Below are 24,079 nucleotides of genomic sequence, written 5' to 3'. Positions count from 1 at the left end.
TTGGCCGCTGCCCTAAAAGAAGGGCAGACGGCGTTCCCGGCAAGGCCGCAACCACGCAATCCCATGCTGCTTTTGTGACGGCTGTATAGCGGCGAGGGCCTCCGGCGTCACCTCCACCTAACCCTCTCCGCGGCGGAATCTTGCCGGTGTGGCATTTTTCTCTGGCTGCGCGCTGGATTCGCCCCGGCGGGAGCCCCGGGCTGCGATCTCGGCGACCAGTGTCGTCAGGCTGTTCACCGTGTTCAGGGACAGGCCGGCGTCGCCGCCCGCATCGCCCCGTGCCGATTCGGGCAGCACCGCGCGCTGAAAGCCGAGCTTTGCCGCCTCCTTCAGCCGGGCCGGGGTCTGCGCCACCGGGCGCACCACGCCCGACAGCGAGATTTCGCCGAAATAGACGGCATCGGTGGGTAACTGCGCATTAACCAGCGACGACACCAGGGCCGCGGCGGCGGCGAGATCGGCCGCGGGCTCGTGGATGCGCAGGCCGCCGGCAACGTTAAGATAGACGTCGTGGCCGGACAGCTTGACCCCGCAATGGGCCTCCAGCACGGCCAGCACCATCGAGAGCCGGCTCGGATCCCAGCCGACCACGGCCCGGCGCGGGGTGCCGAGCGAGGTTGGGGCCACCAGTGCCTGCAATTCGACCAGAACGGGCCTCGTGCCCTCGATGCCGGCGAAGACCGCCGTGCCGGGCGTGCCGAGATCGCGCTCGGACAGGAACAGCTCCGACGGGTTGGTGACCTCGCGCAGGCCAAGGCCGGTCATCTCGAACACGCCGATCTCGTCGGTCGGACCGAAGCGGTTCTTCACCGCGCGCAGGATGCGGAATTGCTGCGAGCCTTCGCCCTCGAACGACATCACCGCATCGACCATATGCTCGACCACGCGGGGGCCAGCGATCTGGCCGTCCTTGGTGACATGGCCGACCAGGATGATGGCGGCTCCGGTCTTCTTGGCGAAGCGGATCAGCGCCTGCGCCGAAGCGCGCACCTGCGTCACCGTGCCGGGCGCCGATTCCACCGTGTCGGTCCACATGGTCTGGATCGAGTCGATCACGATCAGCCGGGGCACTGCGCCCTCCGACAGCGTCGAGACGATGTCCTCGACCGAGGTCTCGGCCGCGAGCTGCACCGGCGCGTCCGACAGCCCGAGCCGCTCGGCACGCAGGCGCACCTGGGCGACTGCCTCTTCGCCGGAGATGTAGACGACGCGGTGGCCGGCACGCGCCAGGAGACTGGTCGCCTGCGTCAGCAGCGTCGACTTGCCGATGCCGGGATCGCCGCCGACCAGCAGCACCGAGCCGCGCACGAAGCCGCCGCCGGTGACACGGTCGAGCTCGGTCATCCCCGAGGACAGGCGCGGCGCGTCCGGGCTCTTGCCGGCAAGGCTCTCCAGCGCAAACGTTCGGCCCTTGCGTTTGGAGCGGATCGACACCGGCACGCTGCCGCTGGTGTCTTCTTCCGCGAGCGTATTCCACTCGCCGCAGGACTCGCACTTGCCCTGCCAGCGGTTATAGGCCGCGCCGCAGTTCTGGCAGACGAAGGACAGCGTGGATTTGGCCATGGGGACAGCGAGTCGCGGGTTTCGGATGTGCTGATAGCACGGAATGGCGGGCCGATCGCCGGAGCTTCGAATATCTCAATTTGGCACCGGAGATATACCCTTCGTTAGCTCTGTGCCGCCGTGCCCGGCTGGATTTTGCCAATTCTTAGCGGACGGGGGTCCAATCTCGGAACCAACGGGGGCGGCGAAGATGACGAGATTTCTGCGAATATTGCTCGCGGCGGGCGTGGCCTGCGGCGTTTTCGGGTCCGCTGGCCGCAGCCTTGCCAAGCCCCTCAACATCGTCTTCGTCAATCCCGGCAAGTCCGGCGAGGTCTATTGGGACATGGTCGCGCAGACCATGCAGGCCGCCGGCCGCAAGCTCGACGCGCATGTCGAGGTGCTGACCAGCGAGCGGAACTACCGCACCATGCAGGAGCTCGGCTTCGGCGTGGTGGCCCGTGCCGACAAGCCGGACTTCCTCATCCTGTCGAACGAGGAATCCGCCGCCGTTCCCATCCTGGAGGCCGCCGAAGCCGCGGGCGTCAAGACGCTGCTGCTTTCGAACACGCTGATCGGCGAGGACGCGGTGCGTCTTGGACCGCCGAGGCAAAAGCTCAAGACCTGGCTCGGCGACATCACGACCGATCTTCAGACCGCGGGCGCGCGGATGGCCGACGCGCTGATCACGGCCGCGCGTGCCGAGAAATGGCAGAGCGCGGACGGCAAGATCCACATTCTCGGCATCGGAGGCGACGAGACCACGCCCGCCTCGATCGCCCGCAACGCCGGTCTCAAGCTCGCGGTGGATACTGCGTCCGACGTCGTGGTGGACCGCATGTTGTTCGCCAACTGGACGCAGTCCGAGGCCGAGCGGGTTACGGCAAACTATCTGAGCTGGGCCGCACGCAAGGAAATCCGGCCTGCCGGGATCTGGGCTGGAAACGATCCGATGGCGCTCGGCGCGCTGCGTGCGGCAATCGCCGCGGGCCTCGTGCCCGGCCAGAACATCCAGGTGGTCGGCCTCAACTGGTCGGAGGATGCGATGCGCGAGATCAAGGCCGGCCGCATGCTGCTGACCGATGGCGGGCATTTCCTGCTCGGCGGCTGGTCCGTCGTTCTGCTGCGCGACTATGCCGACGGCTGCGATTTCGCCGCCGTTTCGCCCCGCGTCGAGGTCAAGACGTCGGCAATCACCCGCGACAATCTCGCGTCGGTCGGCGATCTCATCAGGACCCGGGCGTTTGACCGGATCGACTTCACGCGGTTCCGGGCGCAGGCCGGGCGCTGCGGTCAATATGACTTCTCCGTCGGTGCGCTCATCTCGTCGCTGCCGCTTGCCGAAGGCGTTGCGGATTGATGCGCAAGGATGAGGCGATGACCGATCCGGATCGCAACCAGCAGGAAGAGCCACCGCGCTTGCGCTCGGTCGTCCACGCGATGATCTGGGCCACCGTGCCCGTTCTGCTGCTGGTGCAATTGCTCGCCTCCGCCGGCGTCGAGGCATCGAGCTTCTGGTCGCGGCTGAGGCAGCTCGACGCCCGCATGGCCCGCGTCGCCGAGAGCCGCGCCGAGCTGATCGCCGAGCCGCTCTGGAAGATGCGCTACGACCAGGTCACGGCCGTGCTCAACGAGATCATGCACGACGAGACCATCGCGGCGGCGGCCGTCTATGACGATACCGGCGCCGCGATCGCCCGTGTGGTCGCGCGCTCGGAAGGCCAGTCGGTTGCTGAGGTCTCGCACCCGATCCGCTACAGCAACGGCAATATGGCCGTTCAGGCCGGCCGCATCGCCATCGCCTATTCGCGTACGGCGCTCTACGCGGATGCGGGCAGCCGCCTGATGCTGCTGCTCGTCGTCGGGCTGCTCGCAACCTTCGCGACCCTGATCGCCATGCGGATCTCCGCCAACATCTTCATCGGCAGGCCGCTCGCGGCCATGATGTCGGCGATCCAGCGCAGCAAGCAGGACGGCCGGGCCTATCCGGCTGATGTCACGTCCTCGAACGAATTTGGCCAGCTCGCGCGCGCCTTCAACGCCATGCAGCACACGACGTCAGGCGCGCTGGACCGGCTCGGGCACATGGCGACGCACGATCCGCTGACCGGGCTGCCGAACCGGCGCTCCCTGACCGAGCGCCTCGCCGTGACGAGCCAGAATGGAGGCGCGGCGGATACGCTGGTCGCGTTCTGCTTCATCGATCTCGACGATTTCAAGGGCATCAACGACACCTTCGGACACGAGGCGGGCGATGCGTTCCTGGTCCAGATCTCGCAGCGTCTTCGTCGCGCGGTCGAAGCCGAGGACTGGGTTGCCCGGCTCGGCGGCGACGAGTTCGTCGTCATTCGCCCCGAGGTGCGCGACGAACAGGCCGCGCACGCATTCGCTCAACGCGTGCTGGATGCCATTTCCGAGCCGATCCGCCTCCACGACAAGCAGGTGGTGCCGCGCGCCAGCATCGGACTTGCCGTGCGCCACGCCGACGATCCGGAGCTGTCGCATCTGCCGACGCTCGCCGACATCGCGCTCTATCATGCCAAGAGCAAGGCGCCCGGCACGGTCGCCGTGCTGGACGAAGCGCTCCAGCGCGACTATCGCCGCCGCAGGGATCTCGAGCTCGCCATTCCCACCGGCTTTGCCGAAGGCCAGTTCGAGGTCTGGTACCAGAGCCAGGTCGATCTCGGCAGCCATGAGGTGCTCGGCCTGGAAGCGCTGATCCGCTGGCGCCATCCCGAGCACGGCGTGATCGGCCCCGGCGAATTCTTGCCGCTGATCGAGCGCAGCGGCAACAATGCGCGGCTGACCCGGTACGTGCTGACCGATGCCTGCCAGGCCTTGCAGCAATTGGCGGCTGCGGGCAGGCCGCAGATCCGGATCGCGATCAATCTGCCGCCGTCCGAGCTTGCCGACCATTCGCTCGCCGCCGAGCTGCGCGCGACCTGCGCGCGCTTCGGTGTCGCGGCATCGATGCTCGAGCTCGAGATCACCGAGGGATCGCTGATCAACAACATCGCCAGCGCCTCCGAAACGCTGCATCGCCTGCGGCGCCTGGGCGCCACGATCGCGCTCGACGATTTCGGCACCGGCTACTCTTCGCTCGCCCATCTGCGCCGGTTTCCGCTCGACAAGGTGAAGATCGACAAGGCATTCATCAGCGAAATTCCTGGCAGCGCGGAGGACAAGGCGATCGTCGGCGTCATCGCATCGCTCGCCGCCACGTTGGGGCTGACATTGGTCGCCGAAGGCATCGAGCGCGCCGAGCAGGCCGCGGCCATGCGCGAGATGGGCGTGCGGCTCGGACAGGGATTCCTCTACCAGCGGCCGCAGCCGCTCGAGGCCGTGCTGCAATGGCTCGATGGCCAGCCGGCGGCGGCGAGCCGCGTCATCGCTGACAGCCCATCGATCACCCCGGAATTCGCTGCCTGAGCCGTGGCCGGGTTACGGCTGCGCTGCGTTCCAGAGCATCGAGAGCCCGGCGGCGATCATGATCGCGTCCATCACCAGGCGGAACACGTCCGGCTTCAGGTGCAGCACGAAGCGCTTGGCGATGAAGGCGCCCGACATCAGCGAGGAGCCCGCGATCAGTCCCTTGATGAAGACCTCGCCAGTCAGCGCGCCGAAACGTTCGAACGTCACTGACTTCGCGAAATAGAGGCCAAGCGAGGAGGCCGCCTCCGTGGCGAGAAAGGCGCCCTTGGACAGGCCGTAGAACAGGAACAGCGGCACGCTGAGCGGCCCGGTCGAGACCACGATGCCGGTGAGATAGCCGATCACCGCGCCGCCGATCGCAAGATGCCAGAGATTGGCCTTGAGGTCGTGCCGCGCCAGCCAGTGCCGCACCGGCACCATCGCGATCAGGAAGAGGCCGATGGCGAGATCGACGGCATGCGCGGGCAGTGCCAGCAACGTCCGCGCGCCGAGCGCCGCCGCCGGAATGCCCGTGACCGAATAGGCCGCACAGGCCCGCCAATCGACCTCGCGCCACCACGCCAGGATCCGGGAGAAGTTCGCCATCACGGAGGCCACCGCCATGATCGGCACGGCCTCCTTCGGCCCGTAGGCATAGACCAGCACCGGCATCAGCATGATCGACGAGCCGGTGCCGACGATGCCTGAGATGGTGCCGGCGGCGAGACCGACGGTGAGGACGAAGAGAAAGGCCAAGAGGAGCGCTCCGGGAATCGGAGCAGTCTAGCCGGAGGGACCGGAGAGGGCGAACATTGTCTCGAGTGCTGCCTCGTTCTCCTCGTTCCTGAATTGCGCGCGCCATTCTTTCGGGGGCGGCAACGTTCTGCTGCTCCGGCAGAAACAGCGCGATTGGAGCGGACCTTGCGGCACCCGTTCCGAGTTGGCATCATTCGTGCGAACCGCGATCATGGTGCCGTGACCATAACGTCTCTCCGAAGCAAGGTCCGCCGCCTTTACGAGGGCGCAACGCCCGACGGCGTGCGCTTCCGCTATGCGCTGCTCGTCTTCGATATCGTGACGGTGCTGTTCATCATTGCAACCTCGTTCCTGCAGCCCAGTGACATCGTCGAGACGCTCGATGTTCTGTTCGGCGCCATACTGCTTCTCGACTTCTCGGCTCGGCTCCTGGTCGATCGGCATCCGCTTCGGAAGTTCACCCAGCTCGCGACCTGGGCAGACATGGTCGCGATCGTGTCCTTCCTGGCGCCGCTTGCCGGCGAAGCGGGCGGCTTTCTCCGGATCCTGCGGACGTTGGGGCTGCTTCGCGACTACCAGATGCTGGTGAGGCTCCGCCTCGATTCTCCATTCTTTCGTCGCAATGAAGACGTCATCTTCGCCGTCACGAATCTGGCGGTCTTCATCTTCGTCATGACCGGCATCGTTTACGAGACCCAGAAGTTTCGGAACGATGAGATCCGGAACTATGCCGATGCCCTGTATTTCACCGTCACGGCACTGACGACGACCGGCTTCGGCGACATTACCCTGCCGGGCACGGTCGGCCGCTTGATCACCGTCGTGATCATGATTTTCGGCGTCACGCTGTTCTTCAATCTCGCCCGCGCACTGCTCAGTCCGCACAAGGTGCGATTTCCGTGCCCGACTTGCGGACTCCAGAGGCATGATGCCGACGCCGTCCATTGTAAGGCCTGCGGCAATGTTCTCAATATTCCCGATGAGGGGGCCACCTGAAGAGCCTCTCACGCCGGCGCGGTGCGCTGTGTGACCGGACTGAGGTCTCCTACTGTGCATGGGGTTGTTTTCACCTTTTTGTTTTGACCGTGCCGCTGCTGACAGCATGTTGGCAGCAGCGGCCGGCTACGACCGCGCTCCTGACAAAACGGGAGCGGATCATGCCGATCGAGGCAAGCTGTCATTGCGGTGAGACGGTGTTCGAGGTGACGGAGGCGCCTTCGAGCGTGACGCGCTGCACCTGCACGCTCTGCGCCAAGCGCGGCGCGCTGTGGGCCTATTACAAGCCTGCGCAATTTCGATTGCTGTCGCCGCCGGAGAACGTCGCGACCTATCTCTGGGGCAGCCGCACCGTCAAACACCATTTTTGCGCGACGTGCGGCTGCGGCACCTTTTCGGAGTCGCCGGACTGGTCGAGCGGCAAGCCCGATTTCGACAATCCCAAGGTCGCCGTCAATGCGCGCCTGTTCGACGATTTCGATCTGGAGGCCGTGCCGGTGAACGTGATCGACGGCAGGAATTTGTGGTGAGGGTCACCGCAACACCACCCACGCCGGCGCGTGGTCGCTTGCGCCATCCTCGCCGCGGATCTTCTTGTCGACGCCGGCTTTGGCGAGACGCGGGGCGAGGGCCGGGCTGAGCAGGAGATGGTCGAGCCGCAGGCCCGCATCGCGCGGCCAGCGGTTCCGCATGTAGTCCCAGAACGTGTAGATGCGCTTGTCAGGATGCAATTCGCGGATCGCGTCGCACCAGCCTTGCTCGACCAGCGCGGCAAAGGCCGCGCGGCTCTTCGGCTGGATCAGCGCATCCTTGTCCCATGAGCGCGTCGGATAGATGTCGATCTCCGTGGGCGCGACGTTGTAGTCGCCGGCCAGCACCACCGGCAGGTCCTGCTTGATGAAGGTCTTGGCGTGGCGCCGCAGCCGCGCGAACCAGTCGAGCTTGTAATCGAATTTCGGCCCCGGCTGCGGATTGCCGTTGGGCAGGTAGATGCTGGTGACGATGACGCCGCGCACGGCGGCCTCGATGTAGCGCGCTTCGAGATCGGCGGGCTTTCCCGGCAACCGGTCGCGCGTCAGCACAGGCTCGGCGTTGCGGGCGAGGATGGCAACGCCGTTCCATGTCTTTTGTCCACGCCACACCGCGCCATAGCCGGCCTTTTCGATGGCGGCCGCCGGAAATTCGCCATCACTTGCCTTCAACTCCTGAAGCGCGACGACATCGGGCTTCGCCGCGCGCAGCCATGCCAACAGATTGGGCAGGCGGCGGTTGATGTTGTTGATGTTGAATGTCGCGATCTTCATGTAGAGCTACCGGCTCCTGCCTTCCGTCCTCGGAGATACAATGTTCAAATTGAGCTTTGCCGCTACTGCCTTCGTCGTCGCGTTCTCCGGGGCCACGGCACAGTCAGCCGAAACGCGCGGCGCGTGCAAGGCGGACTATGACAAATTCTGCGCCGGCATCGCGCCGGGCGGCGGCATCGTCGCCTGTCTCAACGCCAAGCGCGACCAGCTCAGCGCCACCTGCAAGACAGCGCTGGACAGTAGAAAGAAGAAGTAGCCCTCGTGTCCCGGACGCGCGGAGCGCGAGCCGGGATCCAGAAGGCGACACGCTACGCTGTCGAGAGATAGGCCCCGGCTCTGCAGCGCATTACGCCGCGAAGTGCGGCGCACTGCGCTGCGTCCGGGGCACGCGCGCGTTTAACTCTGCAGCGGCGGCTGCTCGATTGGCGGCGGGACGGGCGGCTGCCCGGCGTTCGACGCGGGCTCCGGCTTCGTCAGCGGCTCCTCGACATTGCCGCCCTTGTAGACGCGGGCATAGCGGTGGCCGAGGCTGGTCAGCACCTCATAGCCGATCGTGCCGAAATGGTGCGCGAGCTCGTCGACGGTGATGCCTTCGCCGAGCAGCGTCACCATGTGGCCGCGCCGCACCGCGTTCGGCGCCAGATCGGTGATGTCGATCGCGATCAGGTCCATGGAGATGCGGCCCGCGATAGGGCAGCGCTTGCCGGCCACGATGACATCGGCGCCGCGGGTGCCGTCATTGGAGCTCGCAGCGCGGAAATAGCCGTCGGCGTAACCGACCGCGATGATCGCGAGTTTCGTCGGACGCCGCGCGGTCCAGGTGCCGCCATAGCCGACGGTCTCGCCGCGATCGATGGTGCGGATCTGCACGATGCGCGCCTTGAGGTCGACCACCTGCTGCATGGGATTGTCGGCCTCCGGCGTCGGGTTGACGCCGTAGAGCGCAGCTCCCGGCCGCACCAGGTCGAACTGGAACGGCGCGCCGAGGAAGATGCCGGAGGAGTTGGCGAGTGCCGCCGGCACGCCTGTGAACTCACTGGCGATGCTGCGGAAGGCCGCGAGCTGTCTGGCATTGATCGGGCTGTTGAGCTGCTCGGCCGAGACCAGATGGCTCATCACCAGCGTGATGCCGTGATCGCCGGCATTGATGCGGGGGATGATGGCCTGCGCTTCCGACAGCGTCAGCCCGAGCCGGTTCATGCCGGTGTCGATGTGAATGGCAGCGCCCCCGTTCCAGCCGGTGCGGCGGCAGAACACGTCCCATTCGGCGAGCTCGTTGAGATCGCCGATCACCGGACGGCAATTGATCTTGGCGTAGTGCTCGCCGGTGTTCTGGAAGTAGCCGCCGAGCACGTAGATCGTGGGCTCGGGAACGGCGGCGCGCACCTTGCGCGCTTCCTCGATGGTGGCGACGAAGAAGGTCTTGCAGCCGGCTTTGCTGAGGGCTCGCGACACCTGCTCGGCGCCGCAGCCATAGGCATCGGCCTTGATCACCGCCGAACATTCGGCCGGCACCGCCGTCTTCTCGAGCTTGCGCCAATTGGCGATGATCGCGTCGAGATCGACGGTCAGCACGCCGCCATAGGCCGCGAGCGCGGCGGCCTGGTTGGCCTCCGCGGAGAGTGGGCCGGATTGCGGGATCGATTTCGGGGCGGACGCCATTGTCATGGCGCCGTTTTACGCAAGAGGTAGGTCCGGTTCAAGGAACTCAGTAGTCGTTGTCGCTGCGAGCCGGCAGCTGACTGTCGGGTGCCAGGTCGCCGAACCGCGTGACCGAGGCTTCGAACGCCAAATCGACGGTGCCGGTCGGGCCGTGGCGCTGCTTGCCGATGATGACCTCGGCCTTTCCGTGCGCAAGACTCATGTCGAGCTGCCACTTCTCGTGTTCAGGCGTGCCGGGGCGGGGTTCCTTCATGGCGAGGTAATATTCCTCGCGGTAAACGAACAGCACAACGTCGGCGTCCTGTTCGATTGATCCGGATTCACGCAAGTCGGAGAGCTGCGGCCGTTTGTCGTCGCGGGACTCGACTTGGCGCGATAGCTGGGACAGCGCGATCACGGGAACGTTGAGCTCCTTGGCGAGCGCCTTGAGGCTGGTCGTGATCTCCGTGATTTCCTGCACGCGGCTGTCGCTGGCGCGCTTGCTCGAACCCGAGAGCAGCTGGATGTAGTCGATCACCAGGAGATCGAGACCCTTCTGGCGCTTCAGCCGGCGCGCGCGCGCCATCAGCTGCGCGATCGACAGGCCGCCGGTGGCGTCGACATAGAACGGCAGCGATTGCAGCTCGATCGAGACCTCCCGGATCTTCTCGAAATCGGCTTCCGAGATGCCGCCGCGGCGGATGTGGGAAGAGGGAACACCGGTGCGCTCGGCCACGATACGCGTGGCGAGCTGGTCGGCCGACATTTCGCAGGAGAAAAAGCCGATCACGCCGCCATTGGCGGCCTTCGTGGTGCCGTCGGCCTGGAGTTCCGGAACGTAGGCTCGGGCGACATTGTAGGCGATGTTGGTCGCGAGCGAGGTCTTGCCCATGCCGGGACGGCCCGCGACGATGATGAGGTCGGAGTGCTGCAGGCCGCCCATCTTGGTGTCGAGGTCGCGCATGCCCGTCGAGATGCCCGACAGTTTTCCGTCGCGCTGGAACGCCTTGGCCGCGAGATCGACCGCGACCGCCAGCGCCTGCGAGAACTTCTGGAAGCCGCCGTCATAGCGGCCGGATTCGGCTAGTTCGTACAGCTTTCGCTCGGCGTCCTCGATCTGTGCCCGCGGCTGGAAGTCGACCGGCGCGTCATAGGCGACGTTGACCATGTCCTCGCCGATGCCGATCAGGTCGCGGCGCAAGGACAGATCGTAGATGGTGCGGCCATAATCCTGGGCGTTGATGATGGTGGTCGCTTCGGCCGCAAGCCGCGCCAGATATTGGCCGATGGTCATGCCGCCGACGTCGGTATCGGCCGGCAGGAACGTCTTCAGCGTGACCGGGGTGGCGATCTTGCCCATCCGGATCAGGCTGCCGGCGGTCTCGAAGATGGTCTGGTGCAGCGGCTCGAAGAAGTGCTTCGCCTCGAGGAAGTCGGAGACGCGGTAGAAGGCGTCGTTGTTGACCAGGATCGCGCCCAGAAGGCTCTGTTCCGCCTCGATATTGTGCGGCGCGCTCCGATAGGCGGGAGTTCCGGCATCGGGCGCGAGTTTGAGAACGTTCGAATCAGTCAGTGCCATGGTCGGACGTGCTTAGCAATTTTCTTGGGCGGATGCGGGGCCGGGATAAAGCGCCGCCTCGGTGCAAAGCGGAAGCGAAAGCTGACCGCTATCAACCGCTCAGTTAAAATGGTGGATGATTAGCAGCCGCAGCATGCGCCGCGCTTGACTGGATTTTGGCGGAGCTCGCTCGTCCGAAAGGGGCCGCGGTCGCGCCTTGGAAAAATCCTGAAACCCATGAACCCTGTCGGCTGGCGCGCAGACCTATGGGGAGGCGCGCGAAATGACGCAGCGCAGCCGCATTCGGCTCGGCTTTAGACCAGCAGGAGGTAGACCAGCGCAACCAGGGCCGCCCCGACGCCGGTGACGATCAGGGCGTAATCGGTGCGGAGGTCGTCCTGCACGTCGAATGAGGTTTGGGTCTCTTTGCTCATGGCGACGGTCTAAGCCAGGCCCGACCAGACTTATGTGAAACAGATCACATCTCCCCGGATTCTTTCGGGGTCATGCCGGAACAGGCAGGCGGGCAGAGGATTATCTCATTCCCCGCCGACAGGGATACGAGGCGAGCGATGCAGCCAGAACGGCAGCACCAGAACTGGCGAAGCGAGGCAGGCAGCCGGCTTTGGCTGTCCGGTTTGATCGCCGCCATGAAGCATGCGGAGCGGCCCGAGGTGCGTCGCCAGCCGGTCGCCCCCGAAATCCTGCTGGAATTGCGGGCGCAATTGGCGTTAACGGCTTCTTTCCGGACATCCGGGACTTCGACGCTTCGTCACTAGGATCCGGACCTATTCGCCAGCCAGCTTGAGCCTTGGCGTGGCCGCGCCCTCCCGCGCCCGCAGCCGGGCTTCCTCCCGCGGGACGTAGTCGCGGGTCATCGGCACCACGCCCTGGCGACGGGTGATCTGGATCTGGAAGTTCATCATGGCTTGCTTGCGGAACGTCATCTCGCAGGCCGCCAGGTAGAATTCCCACATCAGGGCGAAGCGCTCGTCGTAGAGCTGCACGGCTTCCTCGCGCCGCGCCATGAAGCGCTCGCGCCAAGCCCTCAGCGTCTCGGCATAGTGCAGGCGCAGAATCTCGATGTCGCAGACAAGGAGGCCCGCACGCTCGATCGCCGGCAGCACCTCCGACAGCGCGGGGATGTAGCCGCCGGGGAAGATGTATTTGGCGATCCAGGGATTGGTCGAATCCGGGCCCTGCGAACGGCCGATCGAATGCAGCAGCATGACGCCGTCTTCCTTCAGCAGCTCGGCGCAGCGCTGGAAGTAGGCGTCGTAAAACCTTGCCCCGACATGCTCGAACATACCGACGGAGACGATGCGGTCGAACGTACCGTCGACGTCGCGATAATCCTGGAGCAGGAATCTGGCCGAGCCCGCCACGCCCTTTTCGGCGGCGCGCGCATTGGCGACCTGCAGCTGTTCGGTCGACAGCGTCACGCCGGTGACGTCGGCGCCTGCAATCTCGGCGAAATAGAGCCCGAGGCCGCCCCAGCCGGAGCCGATGTCGAGCACGCGCTGGCCGTCCCTGACGAGAAGCTTCGCGGCGATGTGCCTTTTTTTGGCAAGCTGCGCGTCGTCCAGCGACATCTCGGGCGTCTCGAAATAGGCGCAGCTATATTGCTTGTCGGCGTCGAGAAAGAGCGAATAGAGCCGGCCGTCGAGATCGTAGTGATGCGCGACGTTTTGACGGGAGCGGGGGCGGGGATTGAACTGCTTGAGGTGCCGCGTCAGGTAACGCAGGTGCCACCACGGCTTTGCCCACTGCGGCAATAGGTCGGGTTGATCGAGCAGGATCGCGAGGGCATCAGCTATGCTGCCACGCTCGACCACGAACTCGCCGTTCATGTAGGCCTCGCCAAGCCCCAGCTCGGGATTGATGAGGACCCTCCGCTCGGCGTCCGCGGTGACGAAGCGGACCGCGACCGGCTCGCCGGAGCCGTCGCCGACGGTGAACTTCGATCCGCTGGCGCCGGTCACCGTCAGCGAGCCGCGGCGGATGAATTGAGACAGGAATCGACGCAACAGACGGTCCATCGGCACTCCTCTCGAGCGAACCCGAAAGATGCGACTAACCCGGCCTTCATATCTGACGCCCAGGCGCCGCAGCGGTTCCTATGCGTTTGCATCTAAATCTAGCGAGCCGGTTCCGGCCGCGCTATTGCACTGTATTCAAAGTAGATATTCGAAAACCGCTTAACCACATCCTTGCGCGTGGACCTGCTTCCATTCGCGGCTCAATCGGTTAAAAGGTGACCGCCGCCGCACCGGATGCCGGCTGCTTCGCAGTAAAATTCAACGGAGATCATGGGAATGTCGAGCCGAGCGCTCAGCCTCGCGACGGTGATGCTTCTGATTGGCTTCGGTGCGGCCGATTCCGTCCTTGCGCAGGCGACGAACCTCGAGGCCGGCAAGTCCCCGTCCCAGCTGTTCGCGCAAACCTGCAATGCCTGCCACAAGAGCCCGCGCGGACTGCTGAAGTCCGTGTCGCCCGGCTCGCTGCCCGGTTTCCTGCGCCAGCACTACACCACGAGCTCGGACATGGCGGGCGTCCTCTCCGCCTATCTGGTCTCCAATGGGGCCACCGACACCCGCTACCAGGCCAAGGACGGCAAGAAGGACGGCGCTTCGCCGGAGCAGCAGGGCCGACGCCCGCGCGCGCAGGAGGCCGCCAGGCCCGAGGGCGAGGGCGCCACTCCGGCCGCCGAGGGCACGCGCCAGAAGCGTGCCGCACGGCCGGCCGATGACGGCGCGAAGCCCGAGGGACAGGCTGCGCCCGAGGGACGCAAGGGCAAGCGCCGCGCCAAGCCCGGGACCGAGGAAGCCCCGAAGGTCGATGCGGCCGCACCGGCGACTGACGACAAGAAGAGCGAGCCGAAGCCGGACGCCGTCAAGCCTGACAGTGCCAAGGTCGAGCCGGCATCCGAGAAGCCAGTCGAGGCCAAGCCTGATAGCGCTAAGCCTGATACCGCGAAGGTCGAGCCGCGCGGCGACGCTCCGGCCTCGCGACCCGACCCCGTCCCGCAGGTGACGCCGGCTGCACCTGTCGCCGCGAAGCCTGCCGAGCAGGCGGCGCCAAAGCCGGCCGAAGAGGCTGCTTCCAGGCCGGCCGCGCCCGCAGCCAGCTCCGAGCCGGCGGCCAGGCCGCAGCCGGCCCCGCCCGCGGCGCCGGCCGAGTCCTCCGGTCCGCCGGCACCGCCGATCTCGCGGTAAGTCTCTTACAGTCCTTAGACAGAGGAGCGGAGGCCGCCTTCATGGCGGCCTCCGCTTCGTATTGACCGGCTCTAGAGTATTACTCTAGAGTAATACTCCAGGAGGCGCGATGGCAGCGGGCGTGCGAGACGATCTGTTGGCGGCCGGGCTGATGGTGTTCGACCGCGTCGGCTTCGAGGCCGCGACGGTGACCGCGATCCGCAGCCGGGCGCGCGCCTCCAATGGCAGCTTCTTCCACGTCTTCGCCTCGAAGAAGGAGCTCGCCGGTGCGTTGTTTCTGGAGGTTCTGCGGCACTATCACGCCGCGGTGCTGGCCGCGCTCGATCCCGTGCCCGATGCCGAGCACGGCATCGATCGCCTGATCCGGGCGCATCTTGACTGGGTCGTCACCAGCCGGCGCGAGGCGCGCTACCTCTTCGAGATCTCGCGCAGCGAATGGGGCGAGGACGTGCGCGACGCCCAGCGGGCGCAGAATGCGCGGCTTGCCGAAGGCATCGAGCGCTGGCGCGCGCCGCTGGTCGCAAGCGGCGAGCTTCTGCCGATGACGCCGGCAATGTTCATAAGCCAGCTGATCGGTCCGGCGCAGATCTTCTGCCGCGCCTTCCTGTCGGGGCGCGACCGCACCGATCCGCGCATCGAGGCGGACACGCTGATCGCCTGCGCCAAGCGCGCGCTGAGGCCGTTCGATCGCATCAACAAGCAATAAGGGGAGACCGCATGCGGGCCGAAGCTGATCCGGAATTTGCGCCGATTGCCGAGCGCATCCACGCCAATGTCGGCCGACAGGGTTTCATGAACCTGGTCGGCGCCGAGCTCTCCGAATTGTCGCGCGGCACCTGCACCATCGCCGTGCAGCGACGGCCGGAGCTCTTGCAGCAGCACGGCTTCTTCCACGGCGGCGTCACCGCCTTCCTGGTCGACAACGCCACGACGATTGCGGCCGCCACCTCGCGCGGCCAGCCGGCGCTGACGGCGGAATACAAGCTCAATCTGTTGTCACCCGCGGTCGGCGAGAAGCTGATCTGCCGTGCCAGGGTCATCAAGCCCGGCCGCCAGGTCGCGGTGGTCGCGGCTGACGTGTTCTGCGTCAGCGACGGCGTCGAGAAGCATACGGCCACCGCGCTGGCATCGATCGCGATGCTGAGCGAGGACGTCGCTGCAAAAACGAAAAGCCCGGCCGCGTGACGCGACCGGGCTGATCCATATCTCGAGCTTCCGGGTCTGGTCCTTCGGACCATCCCGAAATGACGAGATCGGAGTTACTTCTCTTCCGCGGCCGGCGCCGGCGCGACGTCGTCGTGCTGGGCTTCCGGATCGAAGAACTCGCCGGCGGCGGCGATCGCTTCGGCGGCCGCATCGCGATCCTCGTTGCGGGTCGAGATGTCCTCGCCGCGGTTGATGCGCTCGGCCTCGTCCTGGCTGCGCGCGACCGTCACGGTGATCTCGACCTCGACCTCGGGATGAACGGCAACGGTGATCGAGTGCTTGCCGATGGTCTTGATCGGCGCGTCGAGCTGGATCTGCGGACGGGCGAGCGAAACGCCGTCGGCTTCGAACGCGATCACGATGTCGCGCACGTTGACCGAGCCGAACAGCTGGCCGGCTTCCGACGCCTGACGGATCACGATGATGTTCTTGCCCTCGATCTTCTCGGCGACCTTGGACGCCTCGGCCTTCGAGGCGAGATTGCGCGCTTCGAGCTCGGCCTTCATGCCGTCATACTTGGCCCGGTTGTCGGCGGTGGCGCGCAGCGCCTTGCCGCGCTTGAGCAGGAAATTGCGAGCGTAGCCGTCGCGAACCTTCACGACTTCGCCCATCTGGCCGAGCTTGTTGACGCGTTCCAGCAAAATGACTTCCATATTCGTTCTCCTTTTGAAGTGCTCTGTAGGGTTTCAGTTTCGGGGTTGAACTCAGGGGGTAGGCAGTGGTGGCGGCTGCCGGCTGCGCAGGAAGCGCTCGCGGAAGCCGAACACGGCGTCCGCAAGGCCGAGGATCACCATCGCGATCACGGGCCACCCGAACACGACGACGGCGGCGTAGGTCGAGCCGAGCCAGAACGTGCGGCCGTTCAGCGCGAGCGTCAGCGTATGCAGCACGGCGAAACCCGCCAGCGCATAGCTCATCATCAGCGCAGCGGTGGCGATCTGCGCCACGATGGCCAGCAGCCCACCGGTGAAGCAGAAGGCAAGCGAGATGCACAGCACAACCAGCGTCATCTGCGGCAGCTCGGTGGCCTTGAGATCCGGCCAGGGACGGCGCAGCCGGCCCGATGTCGCGGTCACCTTGGCGCTGAGCCAGAGGTTGAGAGTTAGCGTCATCGTCGCAGCGATGGTGGCGGCGGCCGGTGCGATGCGCACCAAGGCGTCGACGAACTGACTGGCTTCACCCGAAGTTTGCGGGTCGGTGGCGCGCAGGAGGCGCATCAGGCCACGGCGCAACGTGCCGGTGATGGTCTCCGCGTCGGTCCCAAGCGTGAGCAGAGCGGCCATCGTGGTCAGCGTGGCGAAGCCTGCAATCCAGAGCAGGATGCGGCCGACCGGGTACCACTCGATGTCCGGCTCCGCGGCGGGCGCCGTGCCGGTCGCAGGCGCTGTGCTTCCCACCTGACGCCCGAGCAGGACCAGATGGCCGAGCCACCACGCCGGCAACGCGACGGTGACGGCGAAGGCGATGCAGTAGGGCAGGCCGAACAGGGCGCCAAGGCCGATCGCGGCAGCGATGCCGCCGAGGCTCGCGCAAAGCGGGCCCCAGCCGATCGCGGCGACCATCAGAGGGAGCGGAGCGAGATAGAACAGGACGAGCGAGATCAGCGCGCCCGAAATGATCGAGGCGAACATCAGGGCCGACGCAGCGCCGGCGATCAGGGCTATCAGTCCAAAGGCCATCATCAGCTGTCCCGCTCCCTTCGAGCGGTTAGAGGCATCGTTTGCCCCAACCATCGGCGACCGGACGACCCGGAAGCCTTATGAGTTCGAAGTCGCGACCGGCGGCTGAGCGGCCGCCGGTCGAATTGGTCGTGTCAGCGAATGACGTAGGGCAAGAGGCCCAGGAAGCGCGCGCGCTTGATGGCGCGGGCGAGCTCACGCTGCTTCTTCGCGGACACCGCGGTGATGCGGCTCGGCACGATCTTGCCGCGCTCGGAGACGTAACGCATCAAGAGCTTGGAGTCCTTGTAGTCGATCTTCGGAGCATTGGCGCCCGTGAACGGGCAGCTCTTGCGACGACGGAAAAACGGGCGGCGTGCACCAGCTTCAGCCATGATTCTTACTCCCCATCCGTGGTTTCAGCTTCGTCACGCGGGCGGCGCGGCCCGCGATCGCCGCGGAAACCGCCCTCGCGGTCGCCACGGAAGCCGCCTTCGCGCTCACCGCGGAAGCCACCGCCACGGTCGTCACGCTCGCGGTCGCGATCGGCCTTGCGCATCATCGCGGACGGGCCTTCCTCGAGCTCCTCGACGCGGACGCTGAGATAGCGGATCACGTCCTCGCTGATGCGCTCCTGGCGCTCGATCTCGGCGATCGCCGCGGACGGCGCGTCGATGTTGAGCAGCACGAAGTGCGCCTTGCGGTTCTTGTTCATGCGGTAGGTGAGGGACCGCACGCCCCAATTCTCGGTCTTGGTGATCTTGCCGCCGAGACCCTCGACGATACCGGTCATCTGCGCAGTCAGCTCTTCGACCTGCTGCGGGCTCGCGTCCTGACGCGCGAGAAAAACATGCTCGTAAAGAGGCATGGTCGTCCTTTCCTCATGTTGGCGCATCGCCCGGCGTCAAACCCTTAAGAGGCCTTCGGAAAGGACTCTGGGATCAAGCTCAGAAGGCGGAAACACGGGACGACGGGCCGACTGGCCCTGCCACACCAAAATCACGAATGATTTGCTGAGACCGTCCGTTCAGCTCCCGGCCGGGGTCTGCGGATGGGCGCCTTATACGGATTTTGGCCGGCTTTGCAAGGTTGGAGGGGCCATTTCGAGCCGTGTTCTTCCTTCCCAGACCGGCAGGACCCCCATCCTCCAATACCAAGATTCGCTTGATCTATTTGTTTGTATGACATACAAATAAGCCAGCGGAGAGGATCCCATGGCGGAAACGTCGGCCGATGCGCCGCTCGAGGCGGCAGGCGCCCCCAAGCACGCCGCGCGCGCGACGCGCTCGGCCGGCCGCAAGATGCGGTCGCTGCTTCTGGATGCTGCGAGCCCGCTGTTTCGGGAGCGCGGGCTGTCCGGCACGGCGATCACCGACATTGCGGCCGCCGCGGACGCATTTCCGAGCCAGATCACCTATTACTTCCGCACCAAGGAGGCGCTGTTCGTCGAATGCGCCTGCCGCGATCTCCTGTACCTGGCGCGGGCCACCGAGCAGGCGGCGCTGAAGGCGAAGACGCCCCGGGAATACACCCGCGCACTGGCCGAGACCGTGACGGCGAGCGATTCGGTCGCCTTCTTTGCCGAAGCGCTGACGCTGACGCGGCGGCGCCAGGATCTCGCGCCATTGGTCGAGCGGACCATCGAGCGCCTGCACAGCGAGGGTGCGCGCGCTTATGCGGGACAGGTCGAGCGGCACGGCTGGCGCTCGCTGCGCGCGCCCGACGAAAGCTCGCGGCGCTTCTGGGCCGTCGCCATCGGCGTCATTCTCGAAGGCTATGCGATGGGCCGTTCGCCCGAGGCGCTCTGCGCCGAGATGCTGCGCGTGCTGGGCGAGCAGGCGAAATCCACTGAAGACACCGGGCGCCTGCGTCTCGTCGAGGCGCGTGAAGCATCCGACAATTCGAACGGAGAGGGCTAGGCCATGACCGCGCTTCGCATGCGTGCCCGCGATTTCCTGACCGATGATCAATTGGCCGAGGTGCGTCAGCGCGCGACGTGGAAAGGCGCTGCGCTGATCGCGCACGCCTGGGCCCTGATCATTGGAGCCATCGCGCTGGTGGCGTGGTGGCCCAATCCGCTCACCTATATCTTTGCCGTCGCCATCATCGGCTCACGCCAGCTCGGCCTTGCGATCCTGATGCATGACGGTGCGCATGGCTGCCTGTCCGCCGACGAGAAAACCAATCTGGCGCTGAGCCAGTGGTTCTGCGCCTATCCGCTGTTTGCGGAGACACGCAGCTACCGGCGCTACCACTTGCAGCACCACGCGCGCACGCAGCAGGAGGATGATCCCGATCTCGTGCTGTCGGCGCCGTTTCCGATCACGGGGCTGAGCTACCGCCGCAAGTTCATCCGCGACATCACCGGGCAGACCGGCTATCAGCAGCGCAAGGCGCAGCTGCTCAACGCGCTCGGGCCAAGGGACTGGTCATGGCGGCAGCGTGCGGCGCATTTCTGGGAGATGCTCGGCCCGCAATGTGTGGTCAACGGGATCATGTTGGCCGCGCTCGCGGCGGCCGGCGTGTGGTGGGCCTATCCGCTGCTCTGGCTGGTGCCGCTATTGACCTGGATGATGGTCATCACCCGCATCCGCAACATCGCTGAGCACGCCGTCGTCCCCGATAGCAGCGACCCCTTGCGCAACACGCGCACGACGCATGCCAATTGTCTCGAGCGCCTGTTCATCGCGCCGTATTATGTGAACTATCACCTCGAGCATCATCTCTTGTTCTACGTGCCTTGCTATAATTTACCGAAGGTACACCGCCTGCTGAGTGCCAGCCGCTACGCCGGCCGCATGGAGGTGCAGCCGAACTACGCTTCGGTGCTGCGGCTCGCCACCGCAAAGCCGAATCGCGAGGATCGGCCGGGGCAACTCGTCAACAGTGCGCGCCGCGCGCGGGCCGGGGCGGACGTCGATGCCAACCAGACCGCCGGCGGGTTTTGAGGGAGTTCATTCCCCGGCGAATGCTGCTCCAGGTTCCCGTCTCGGCTTGACAGTGCGACCCCGGACGGTGTCTACGGCCCCCTTTGGAGCATGATCCGGAACCATGGCCCAAGGAACCATGGCCAAGGAACCACGGACCAAGGCCGCGCGTAATCGGCTGCCGGTTCTCGAAAGGGATCATGCCTGACAAGCAGGGAGCGCCGATGACGGCTGCATTCACATTTCCTGGGCAGGGTTCCCAGGCGGTCGGCATGGGCAAGGCCCTGGCCGACGCCTTTCCGGTGGCGCGCGCGGTGTTCGACGAGGTCGATGCCGCGCTCGGCGAGAAGCTCACGGCCATCATCTGGGAAGGTCCGGCCGAAACCCTCCAGCTCACCGAGAATGCCCAGCCGGCGCTGATGGCGGTGTCTGTCGCGACCTTGCGCGTGCTCGAGGCTGAGGCTGGTTTTTCCGTGGGACGAGACGCGGCCTTCGTCGCCGGCCACTCGCTCGGTGAATATTCGGCGCTGGCGGCGGCCGGCAGCCTGACGGTGTCGGATACTGCGCGTCTGCTTCGCACCCGCGGTCTCGCAATGCAAAAGGCGGTCCCGGTCGGCGCCGGCGCGATGGCCGCGCTGCTCGGTCTCGACTACGAGGCCGCCATGGAGGTCGCGGGCGAGGCGGCGCAGGGGCAGGTCTGCCAGGCCGCCAACGACAATGGCGGCGGCCAGGTCGTCGTCTCCGGCGACAAGGCCGCGGTCGATCGCGCCGTCGAGATCGCCAAGGCCAAGGGCGCCAAGCGTGCGATGCTGCTGCCGGTGTCCGCCCCGTTCCATTGCAAGCTGATGCAGCCGGCTGCGGATGCCATGGCGGAGGCGCTCTCGAAGGTCACGATCAAGGCGCCGGCGGCACCGCTGGTCTCGAACGTGCTGGCAAGCGCCATCACCGATCCCGACGAGATCCGCCGCCGCCTGGTCGAGCAGGTCACCGGCACGGTGCGCTGGCGCGAGTCGGTGGCCTATATGGCAGGGCAGGGCGTCACCCGCTTCTTCGAGATCGGCGCCGGCAAGGTGCTGACCGGTCTCGTCAAGCGCATCGCGGACGGCGCGGTCGGCATTGCGGTCGGCGGCCCGAACGACATTGCCGCCGCCAAGGATGCATTGGCCGCTGCGAAGCAGGCTTAAGGGAGTCATCAATGTTCGATCTGACTGGCCGAAAGGCGCTCGTCACCGGCGCGACCGGCGGCATCGGCGGCGCGATCGCGCAGGCGTTGCACGCGCAGGGCGCCACCGTCGCCATATCAGGGACGCGCAAGGAGGTGCTGGACGAGCTGGCCGGCAAGCTCGGCGAGCGCGCCCATGTGCTGCCCTGCAATCTCTCCAAGGCCGATGAGGTCGAGGCGCTGGTGCCGGCTGCGGAAGCGGCGATGGGCCAGGTCGACATTCTCGTCGCCAATGCCGGCATCACGCGCGACAATCTCTTCGTGCAGCTTCGCGACGAGGACTGGGACGAGGTCATCAACGTCAATCTGACCGCGACCTTCCGCCTGGCGCGCGCCGCGACCAAGCTGATGATGCGCAAGCGCTTCGGCCGCATCGTCGCCATCACCTCGGTGGTCGGCGTCACCGGCAATCCCGGGCAGGGCAATTATACGGCGTCGAAGGCCGGCCTGATCGGCATGATCAAGACGTTGGGGGCCGAATACGCCAAGCGTGGCGTGACGGCGAACTGCATCGCGCCCGGCTTCATCAAGACGCCGATGACCGATGCGCTCAACGACAAGCAGCGCGAAACGATTCTGACCAAGGTTCCGGCCGCCCGCCTGGGAACGCCCGAGGACATCGCGGCGGCCGCCGTCTATCTGAGCTCGAACGAAGCAGCCTATGTCACCGGGCAGACCATCCACGTCAACGGCGGCATGGCCATGATCTGATGTCTCGTGCCGCAGCGCCCGTCAGGGCGGTGCGGCATGCGGCAAACGGCCGTTTCCGGAGCGAAATGAGGCTTGTAGTCAAGGCAATTGAAGTATGATAACCGGACCTTCAACGGATGGGCAAAGAACGCCATTGCAGGTTTTTGAAACCCTGTATATTGGCGATGCGGAGCCTTTGGCCGTCGTTCGCCGGGGCCTCCATCGGTTAGGATGGGCCAAATCAAGTTCGTAAGCGAAGGCAGTCAAACGACCACGACGGCTCGTATCGTCCCGGGGGGTCGGGTCTACAGGGAACAACACGAGGTTAAGCAATGAGTGACATTGGCGAGCGGGTTAAGAAGATCGTGGTCGAACACCTTGGTGTTGAACCCGAGAAGGTTGTCGACAACGCGAGCTTCATCGACGACCTCGGCGCCGACAGTCTGGATACCGTCGAGCTGGTGATGGCGTTCGAAGAGGAATTCGGTTGCGAGATTCCGGACGACGCTGCGGAAACGATTCTCACCGTCGGCGACGCCACGAAGTTTCTCGAGAAGAACGCGAAGAGCTAAGGCTCTTCATTTCGCGGGGACAGCATTGAAACCGGACGGGCCGCTTCGCAGCGGCCAGCCGGTTTCTTGTTATTGGCCGTGAATCTTTCGATGCGGAGTTTTCGGATATGAGGCGGGTTGTCGTCACGGGTCTCGGCATGGTCTCGCCACTCGGCTGTGGCGTCGAGCCGACCTGGAAGCGCATCCTCAACGGCGAAAGCGGTGCGCGCAGGATCGAGAGCTTCGATGTCTCCGATCTGCAGACCAAGATCGCCTGCACGGTCGTGCGCGGCGACGGGTCGAACGACAGCTTCAATCCGGACAAATGGATGGAGCCGAAGGACCAGCGCAAGGTCGATGACTTCATCATCTTCGGCATGGCCGCGGCCGGCCAGGCGCTCGACGACGCCAACTGGCATCCCGAGACCGAAGAGGACAAGTGTGCGACCGGCACCATGATCGGCTCCGGAATCGGCGGCCTCAACGGCATTGCCGACACCGCGATCCTGCTGAAGGAGCGCGGACCGCGCCGGGTGTCGCCGTTCTTCATTCCGGGCCGCCTGATCAATCTCGCCTCCGGCTACGTCTCGATCGCGCACGGGCTCAAGGGACCGAACCATTCGGTGGTCACCGCCTGCTCGACCGGCGCGCATGCGGTCGGCGATGCCGCCCGCCTGATCGCGCTGGGCGATGCCGACGTGATGGTCGCGGGCGGCGCCGAGTCGCCGATCAGCCGCATCGGCATTGCCGGCTTCAACGCCGCGCGCGCGCTTTCGACCGGTTTCAACGAGACGCCCGAGAAGGCCTCGCGTCCCTACGACAAGGACCGTGACGGCTTCGTGATGGGCGAGGGCGCCGGCGTCCTCGTGCTGGAAGAGCTGGAGCACGCCAGGCGCCGCGGCGCGAAGATCTATGCCGAGGTGATCGGCTACGGTCTTTCCGGCGATGCCTATCACATCACGTCGCCGTCGCCCGATGGCGATGGCGGCTTCCGCAGCATGTCGGCCGCGCTCAAGCGCGCCGGGCTGACGCCGTCCGATCTCGACTACATCAACGCGCACGGGACCTCGACGCCGCTCGGCGACGAGATCGAGCTCGGCGCGGTCGAGCGTCTGCTCGGCAACGCCGCCTCCAAGGTCGCGATGTCCTCGACCAAGTCGTCGACCGGCCATCTGCTCGGTGCGGCCGGTGCCATCGAAGCGATCTTCGCGATTCTGGCGATTCGCGATAATGTCGTGCCGCCGACGATCAATCTCGACGCTCCGTCGGTCGAGACTGCAATCGATCTCGTGCCGCATAAGGCAAAGCAGCGTGAGGTCAACGTCGCGTTGTCGAACTCTTTTGGTTTTGGCGGTACCAATGCGTCGGTGATCGTCCGGCGCCTTGTTAGTTAGTTTGTGTT

General features: G+C 65.7%; 25 protein-coding genes. 15 read left to right on the top strand and 10 right to left on the bottom strand.

Going from position 1 to position 24,079, the window contains the following annotated elements; all coding sequences use genetic code 11:
- Positions 1-117: 117 nt before the first annotated feature.
- On the bottom strand, positions 118-1,563 hold the full coding sequence (gene radA, locus ACNJYD_RS21910) for a DNA repair protein RadA (RefSeq protein ID WP_172786434.1): 1,446 nt from the start codon (positions 1,561-1,563) through the stop codon (positions 118-120).
- A gap of 190 nt (positions 1,564-1,753) precedes the next feature.
- Here radA and ACNJYD_RS21905 point away from each other — a divergent pair, with 190 nt between their 5' ends.
- Positions 1,754-2,902 (top strand): ABC transporter substrate-binding protein, encoded by a 1,149-nt coding sequence (locus ACNJYD_RS21905; RefSeq protein WP_439363270.1) that lies wholly within the window; start codon positions 1,754-1,756, stop codon positions 2,900-2,902.
- Positions 2,902-4,971, top strand: a complete 2,070-nt coding sequence (locus ACNJYD_RS21900) for a putative bifunctional diguanylate cyclase/phosphodiesterase (RefSeq protein WP_439367501.1) — start codon at positions 2,902-2,904, stop codon at positions 4,969-4,971. Before ACNJYD_RS21905 ends, ACNJYD_RS21900 begins: the two co-directional genes overlap by 1 nt.
- A gap of 12 nt (positions 4,972-4,983) precedes the next feature.
- Here ACNJYD_RS21900 and ACNJYD_RS21895 read toward each other — a convergent pair whose 3' ends face one another.
- Entirely contained in the window at positions 4,984-5,709 is a 726-nt protein-coding gene (locus ACNJYD_RS21895; protein ID WP_172786436.1) for a sulfite exporter TauE/SafE family protein, read from the bottom strand.
- A 219-nt stretch (positions 5,710-5,928) separates the two neighbouring features.
- Here ACNJYD_RS21895 and ACNJYD_RS21890 point away from each other — a divergent pair, with 219 nt between their 5' ends.
- On the top strand, positions 5,929-6,705 hold the full coding sequence (locus ACNJYD_RS21890) for a potassium channel family protein (RefSeq protein ID WP_439363269.1): 777 nt from the start codon (positions 5,929-5,931) through the stop codon (positions 6,703-6,705).
- A 161-nt stretch (positions 6,706-6,866) separates the two neighbouring features.
- Positions 6,867-7,235 (top strand): GFA family protein, encoded by a 369-nt coding sequence (locus ACNJYD_RS21885; RefSeq protein ID WP_260383403.1) that lies wholly within the window; start codon positions 6,867-6,869, stop codon positions 7,233-7,235.
- 3 nt (positions 7,236-7,238) lie between these two features.
- Here ACNJYD_RS21885 and ACNJYD_RS21880 read toward each other — a convergent pair whose 3' ends face one another.
- Positions 7,239-8,009 carry an exodeoxyribonuclease III gene (locus tag ACNJYD_RS21880; protein ID WP_439363268.1) on the bottom strand — a complete coding sequence of 257 codons (771 nt, stop codon included), beginning with the start codon at positions 8,007-8,009 and terminating at the stop codon, positions 7,239-7,241.
- Between the two features lie 40 nt (positions 8,010-8,049).
- Between ACNJYD_RS21880 and ACNJYD_RS21875 the strand changes: the two genes are divergently transcribed.
- The gene (locus ACNJYD_RS21875) at positions 8,050-8,265 is read left to right on the top strand and encodes a hypothetical protein (protein WP_172786439.1); all 216 of its coding nucleotides are present in this window, start codon (positions 8,050-8,052) and stop codon (positions 8,263-8,265) included.
- Between the two features lie 140 nt (positions 8,266-8,405).
- Here ACNJYD_RS21875 and alr read toward each other — a convergent pair whose 3' ends face one another.
- Together alr and ACNJYD_RS21865 are read right to left on the bottom strand one after the other, a co-directional pair.
- Complete coding sequence (gene alr, locus ACNJYD_RS21870) at positions 8,406-9,671, bottom strand: alanine racemase (protein ID WP_439367500.1); 1,266 nt, start codon at positions 9,669-9,671, stop codon at positions 8,406-8,408.
- 46 nt (positions 9,672-9,717) lie between these two features.
- The gene (locus tag ACNJYD_RS21865; RefSeq protein WP_061876691.1) at positions 9,718-11,229 is read right to left on the bottom strand and encodes a replicative DNA helicase; all 1,512 of its coding nucleotides are present in this window, start codon (positions 11,227-11,229) and stop codon (positions 9,718-9,720) included.
- 551 nt (positions 11,230-11,780) lie between these two features.
- On the opposite strand from ACNJYD_RS21865, the gene ACNJYD_RS21860 reads away from it, so the two are divergent.
- Entirely contained in the window at positions 11,781-11,987 is a 207-nt protein-coding gene (locus ACNJYD_RS21860; RefSeq protein WP_439363267.1) for a transcriptional regulator, read from the top strand.
- Between the two features lie 9 nt (positions 11,988-11,996).
- On the opposite strand, the gene ACNJYD_RS21855 is transcribed toward ACNJYD_RS21860, so the two are convergent.
- Positions 11,997-13,247, bottom strand: coding sequence for an SAM-dependent methyltransferase (locus tag ACNJYD_RS21855; protein ID WP_172786440.1), 1,251 nt, complete (start codon positions 13,245-13,247; stop codon positions 11,997-11,999).
- A gap of 276 nt (positions 13,248-13,523) precedes the next feature.
- Between ACNJYD_RS21855 and ACNJYD_RS21850 the strand changes: the two genes are divergently transcribed.
- From ACNJYD_RS21850 to ACNJYD_RS21840, 3 genes are all read left to right on the top strand, one after another.
- Entirely contained in the window at positions 13,524-14,423 is a 900-nt protein-coding gene (locus ACNJYD_RS21850) for a hypothetical protein (RefSeq protein WP_439363266.1), read from the top strand.
- A gap of 109 nt (positions 14,424-14,532) precedes the next feature.
- Positions 14,533-15,129: a TetR/AcrR family transcriptional regulator gene (locus ACNJYD_RS21845; protein ID WP_439363265.1), complete on the top strand. Its 597-nt coding sequence runs from the start codon at positions 14,533-14,535 to the stop codon at positions 15,127-15,129.
- Between the two features lie 11 nt (positions 15,130-15,140).
- Positions 15,141-15,608, top strand: coding sequence for a PaaI family thioesterase (locus ACNJYD_RS21840; protein ID WP_212257535.1), 468 nt, complete (start codon positions 15,141-15,143; stop codon positions 15,606-15,608).
- A gap of 74 nt (positions 15,609-15,682) precedes the next feature.
- Here the strand turns inward: ACNJYD_RS21840 and rplI are convergent, their stop codons facing one another.
- The 4 genes from rplI to rpsF all read right to left on the bottom strand — a co-directional run bounded on the left by rplI (position 15,683) and on the right by rpsF (position 18,155).
- The gene (rplI, locus tag ACNJYD_RS21835) at positions 15,683-16,282 is read right to left on the bottom strand and encodes a 50S ribosomal protein L9 (protein ID WP_172786444.1); all 600 of its coding nucleotides are present in this window, start codon (positions 16,280-16,282) and stop codon (positions 15,683-15,685) included.
- A 51-nt stretch (positions 16,283-16,333) separates the two neighbouring features.
- The gene (locus ACNJYD_RS21830; protein WP_172786445.1) at positions 16,334-17,311 is read right to left on the bottom strand and encodes a DUF2232 domain-containing protein; all 978 of its coding nucleotides are present in this window, start codon (positions 17,309-17,311) and stop codon (positions 16,334-16,336) included.
- A gap of 131 nt (positions 17,312-17,442) precedes the next feature.
- Complete coding sequence (rpsR, locus tag ACNJYD_RS21825) at positions 17,443-17,682, bottom strand: 30S ribosomal protein S18 (RefSeq protein WP_007592020.1); 240 nt, start codon at positions 17,680-17,682, stop codon at positions 17,443-17,445.
- A gap of 5 nt (positions 17,683-17,687) precedes the next feature.
- A complete protein-coding gene (gene rpsF / locus ACNJYD_RS21820; RefSeq protein WP_025035823.1) occupies positions 17,688-18,155 on the bottom strand; it encodes a 30S ribosomal protein S6 in 468 nt (155 codons plus the stop codon).
- A gap of 346 nt (positions 18,156-18,501) precedes the next feature.
- Between rpsF and ACNJYD_RS21815 the strand changes: the two genes are divergently transcribed.
- The 6 genes from ACNJYD_RS21815 to fabF all read left to right on the top strand — a co-directional run bounded on the left by ACNJYD_RS21815 (position 18,502) and on the right by fabF (position 24,071).
- On the top strand, positions 18,502-19,206 hold the full coding sequence (locus tag ACNJYD_RS21815; RefSeq protein WP_439363264.1) for a TetR/AcrR family transcriptional regulator C-terminal domain-containing protein: 705 nt from the start codon (positions 18,502-18,504) through the stop codon (positions 19,204-19,206).
- Between the two features lie 3 nt (positions 19,207-19,209).
- The gene (locus tag ACNJYD_RS21810; protein ID WP_439363263.1) at positions 19,210-20,235 is read left to right on the top strand and encodes a fatty acid desaturase family protein; all 1,026 of its coding nucleotides are present in this window, start codon (positions 19,210-19,212) and stop codon (positions 20,233-20,235) included.
- 203 nt (positions 20,236-20,438) lie between these two features.
- Complete coding sequence (fabD, locus tag ACNJYD_RS21805; protein WP_439363262.1) at positions 20,439-21,398, top strand: ACP S-malonyltransferase; 960 nt, start codon at positions 20,439-20,441, stop codon at positions 21,396-21,398.
- Positions 21,399-21,409: 11 nt separating this feature from the next.
- Complete coding sequence (fabG, locus tag ACNJYD_RS21800; protein ID WP_172786449.1) at positions 21,410-22,147, top strand: 3-oxoacyl-[acyl-carrier-protein] reductase; 738 nt, start codon at positions 21,410-21,412, stop codon at positions 22,145-22,147.
- Between the two features lie 311 nt (positions 22,148-22,458).
- A complete protein-coding gene (locus ACNJYD_RS21795; protein WP_008551805.1) occupies positions 22,459-22,698 on the top strand; it encodes an acyl carrier protein in 240 nt (79 codons plus the stop codon).
- A 107-nt stretch (positions 22,699-22,805) separates the two neighbouring features.
- The gene (gene fabF / locus ACNJYD_RS21790; protein ID WP_212257540.1) at positions 22,806-24,071 is read left to right on the top strand and encodes a beta-ketoacyl-ACP synthase II; all 1,266 of its coding nucleotides are present in this window, start codon (positions 22,806-22,808) and stop codon (positions 24,069-24,071) included.
- The last annotated feature ends 8 nt before the right edge of the window (positions 24,072-24,079 follow it).

Source organism: Bradyrhizobium sp. SPXBL-02, from assembly GCF_051853065.1.
Classification (GTDB): Bacteria; Pseudomonadota; Alphaproteobacteria; order Rhizobiales; family Xanthobacteraceae; genus Bradyrhizobium.
The sequence above is the reverse complement of the archived record's forward strand: the minus strand, read 5'-3'. Positions and strand labels throughout refer to the sequence as shown.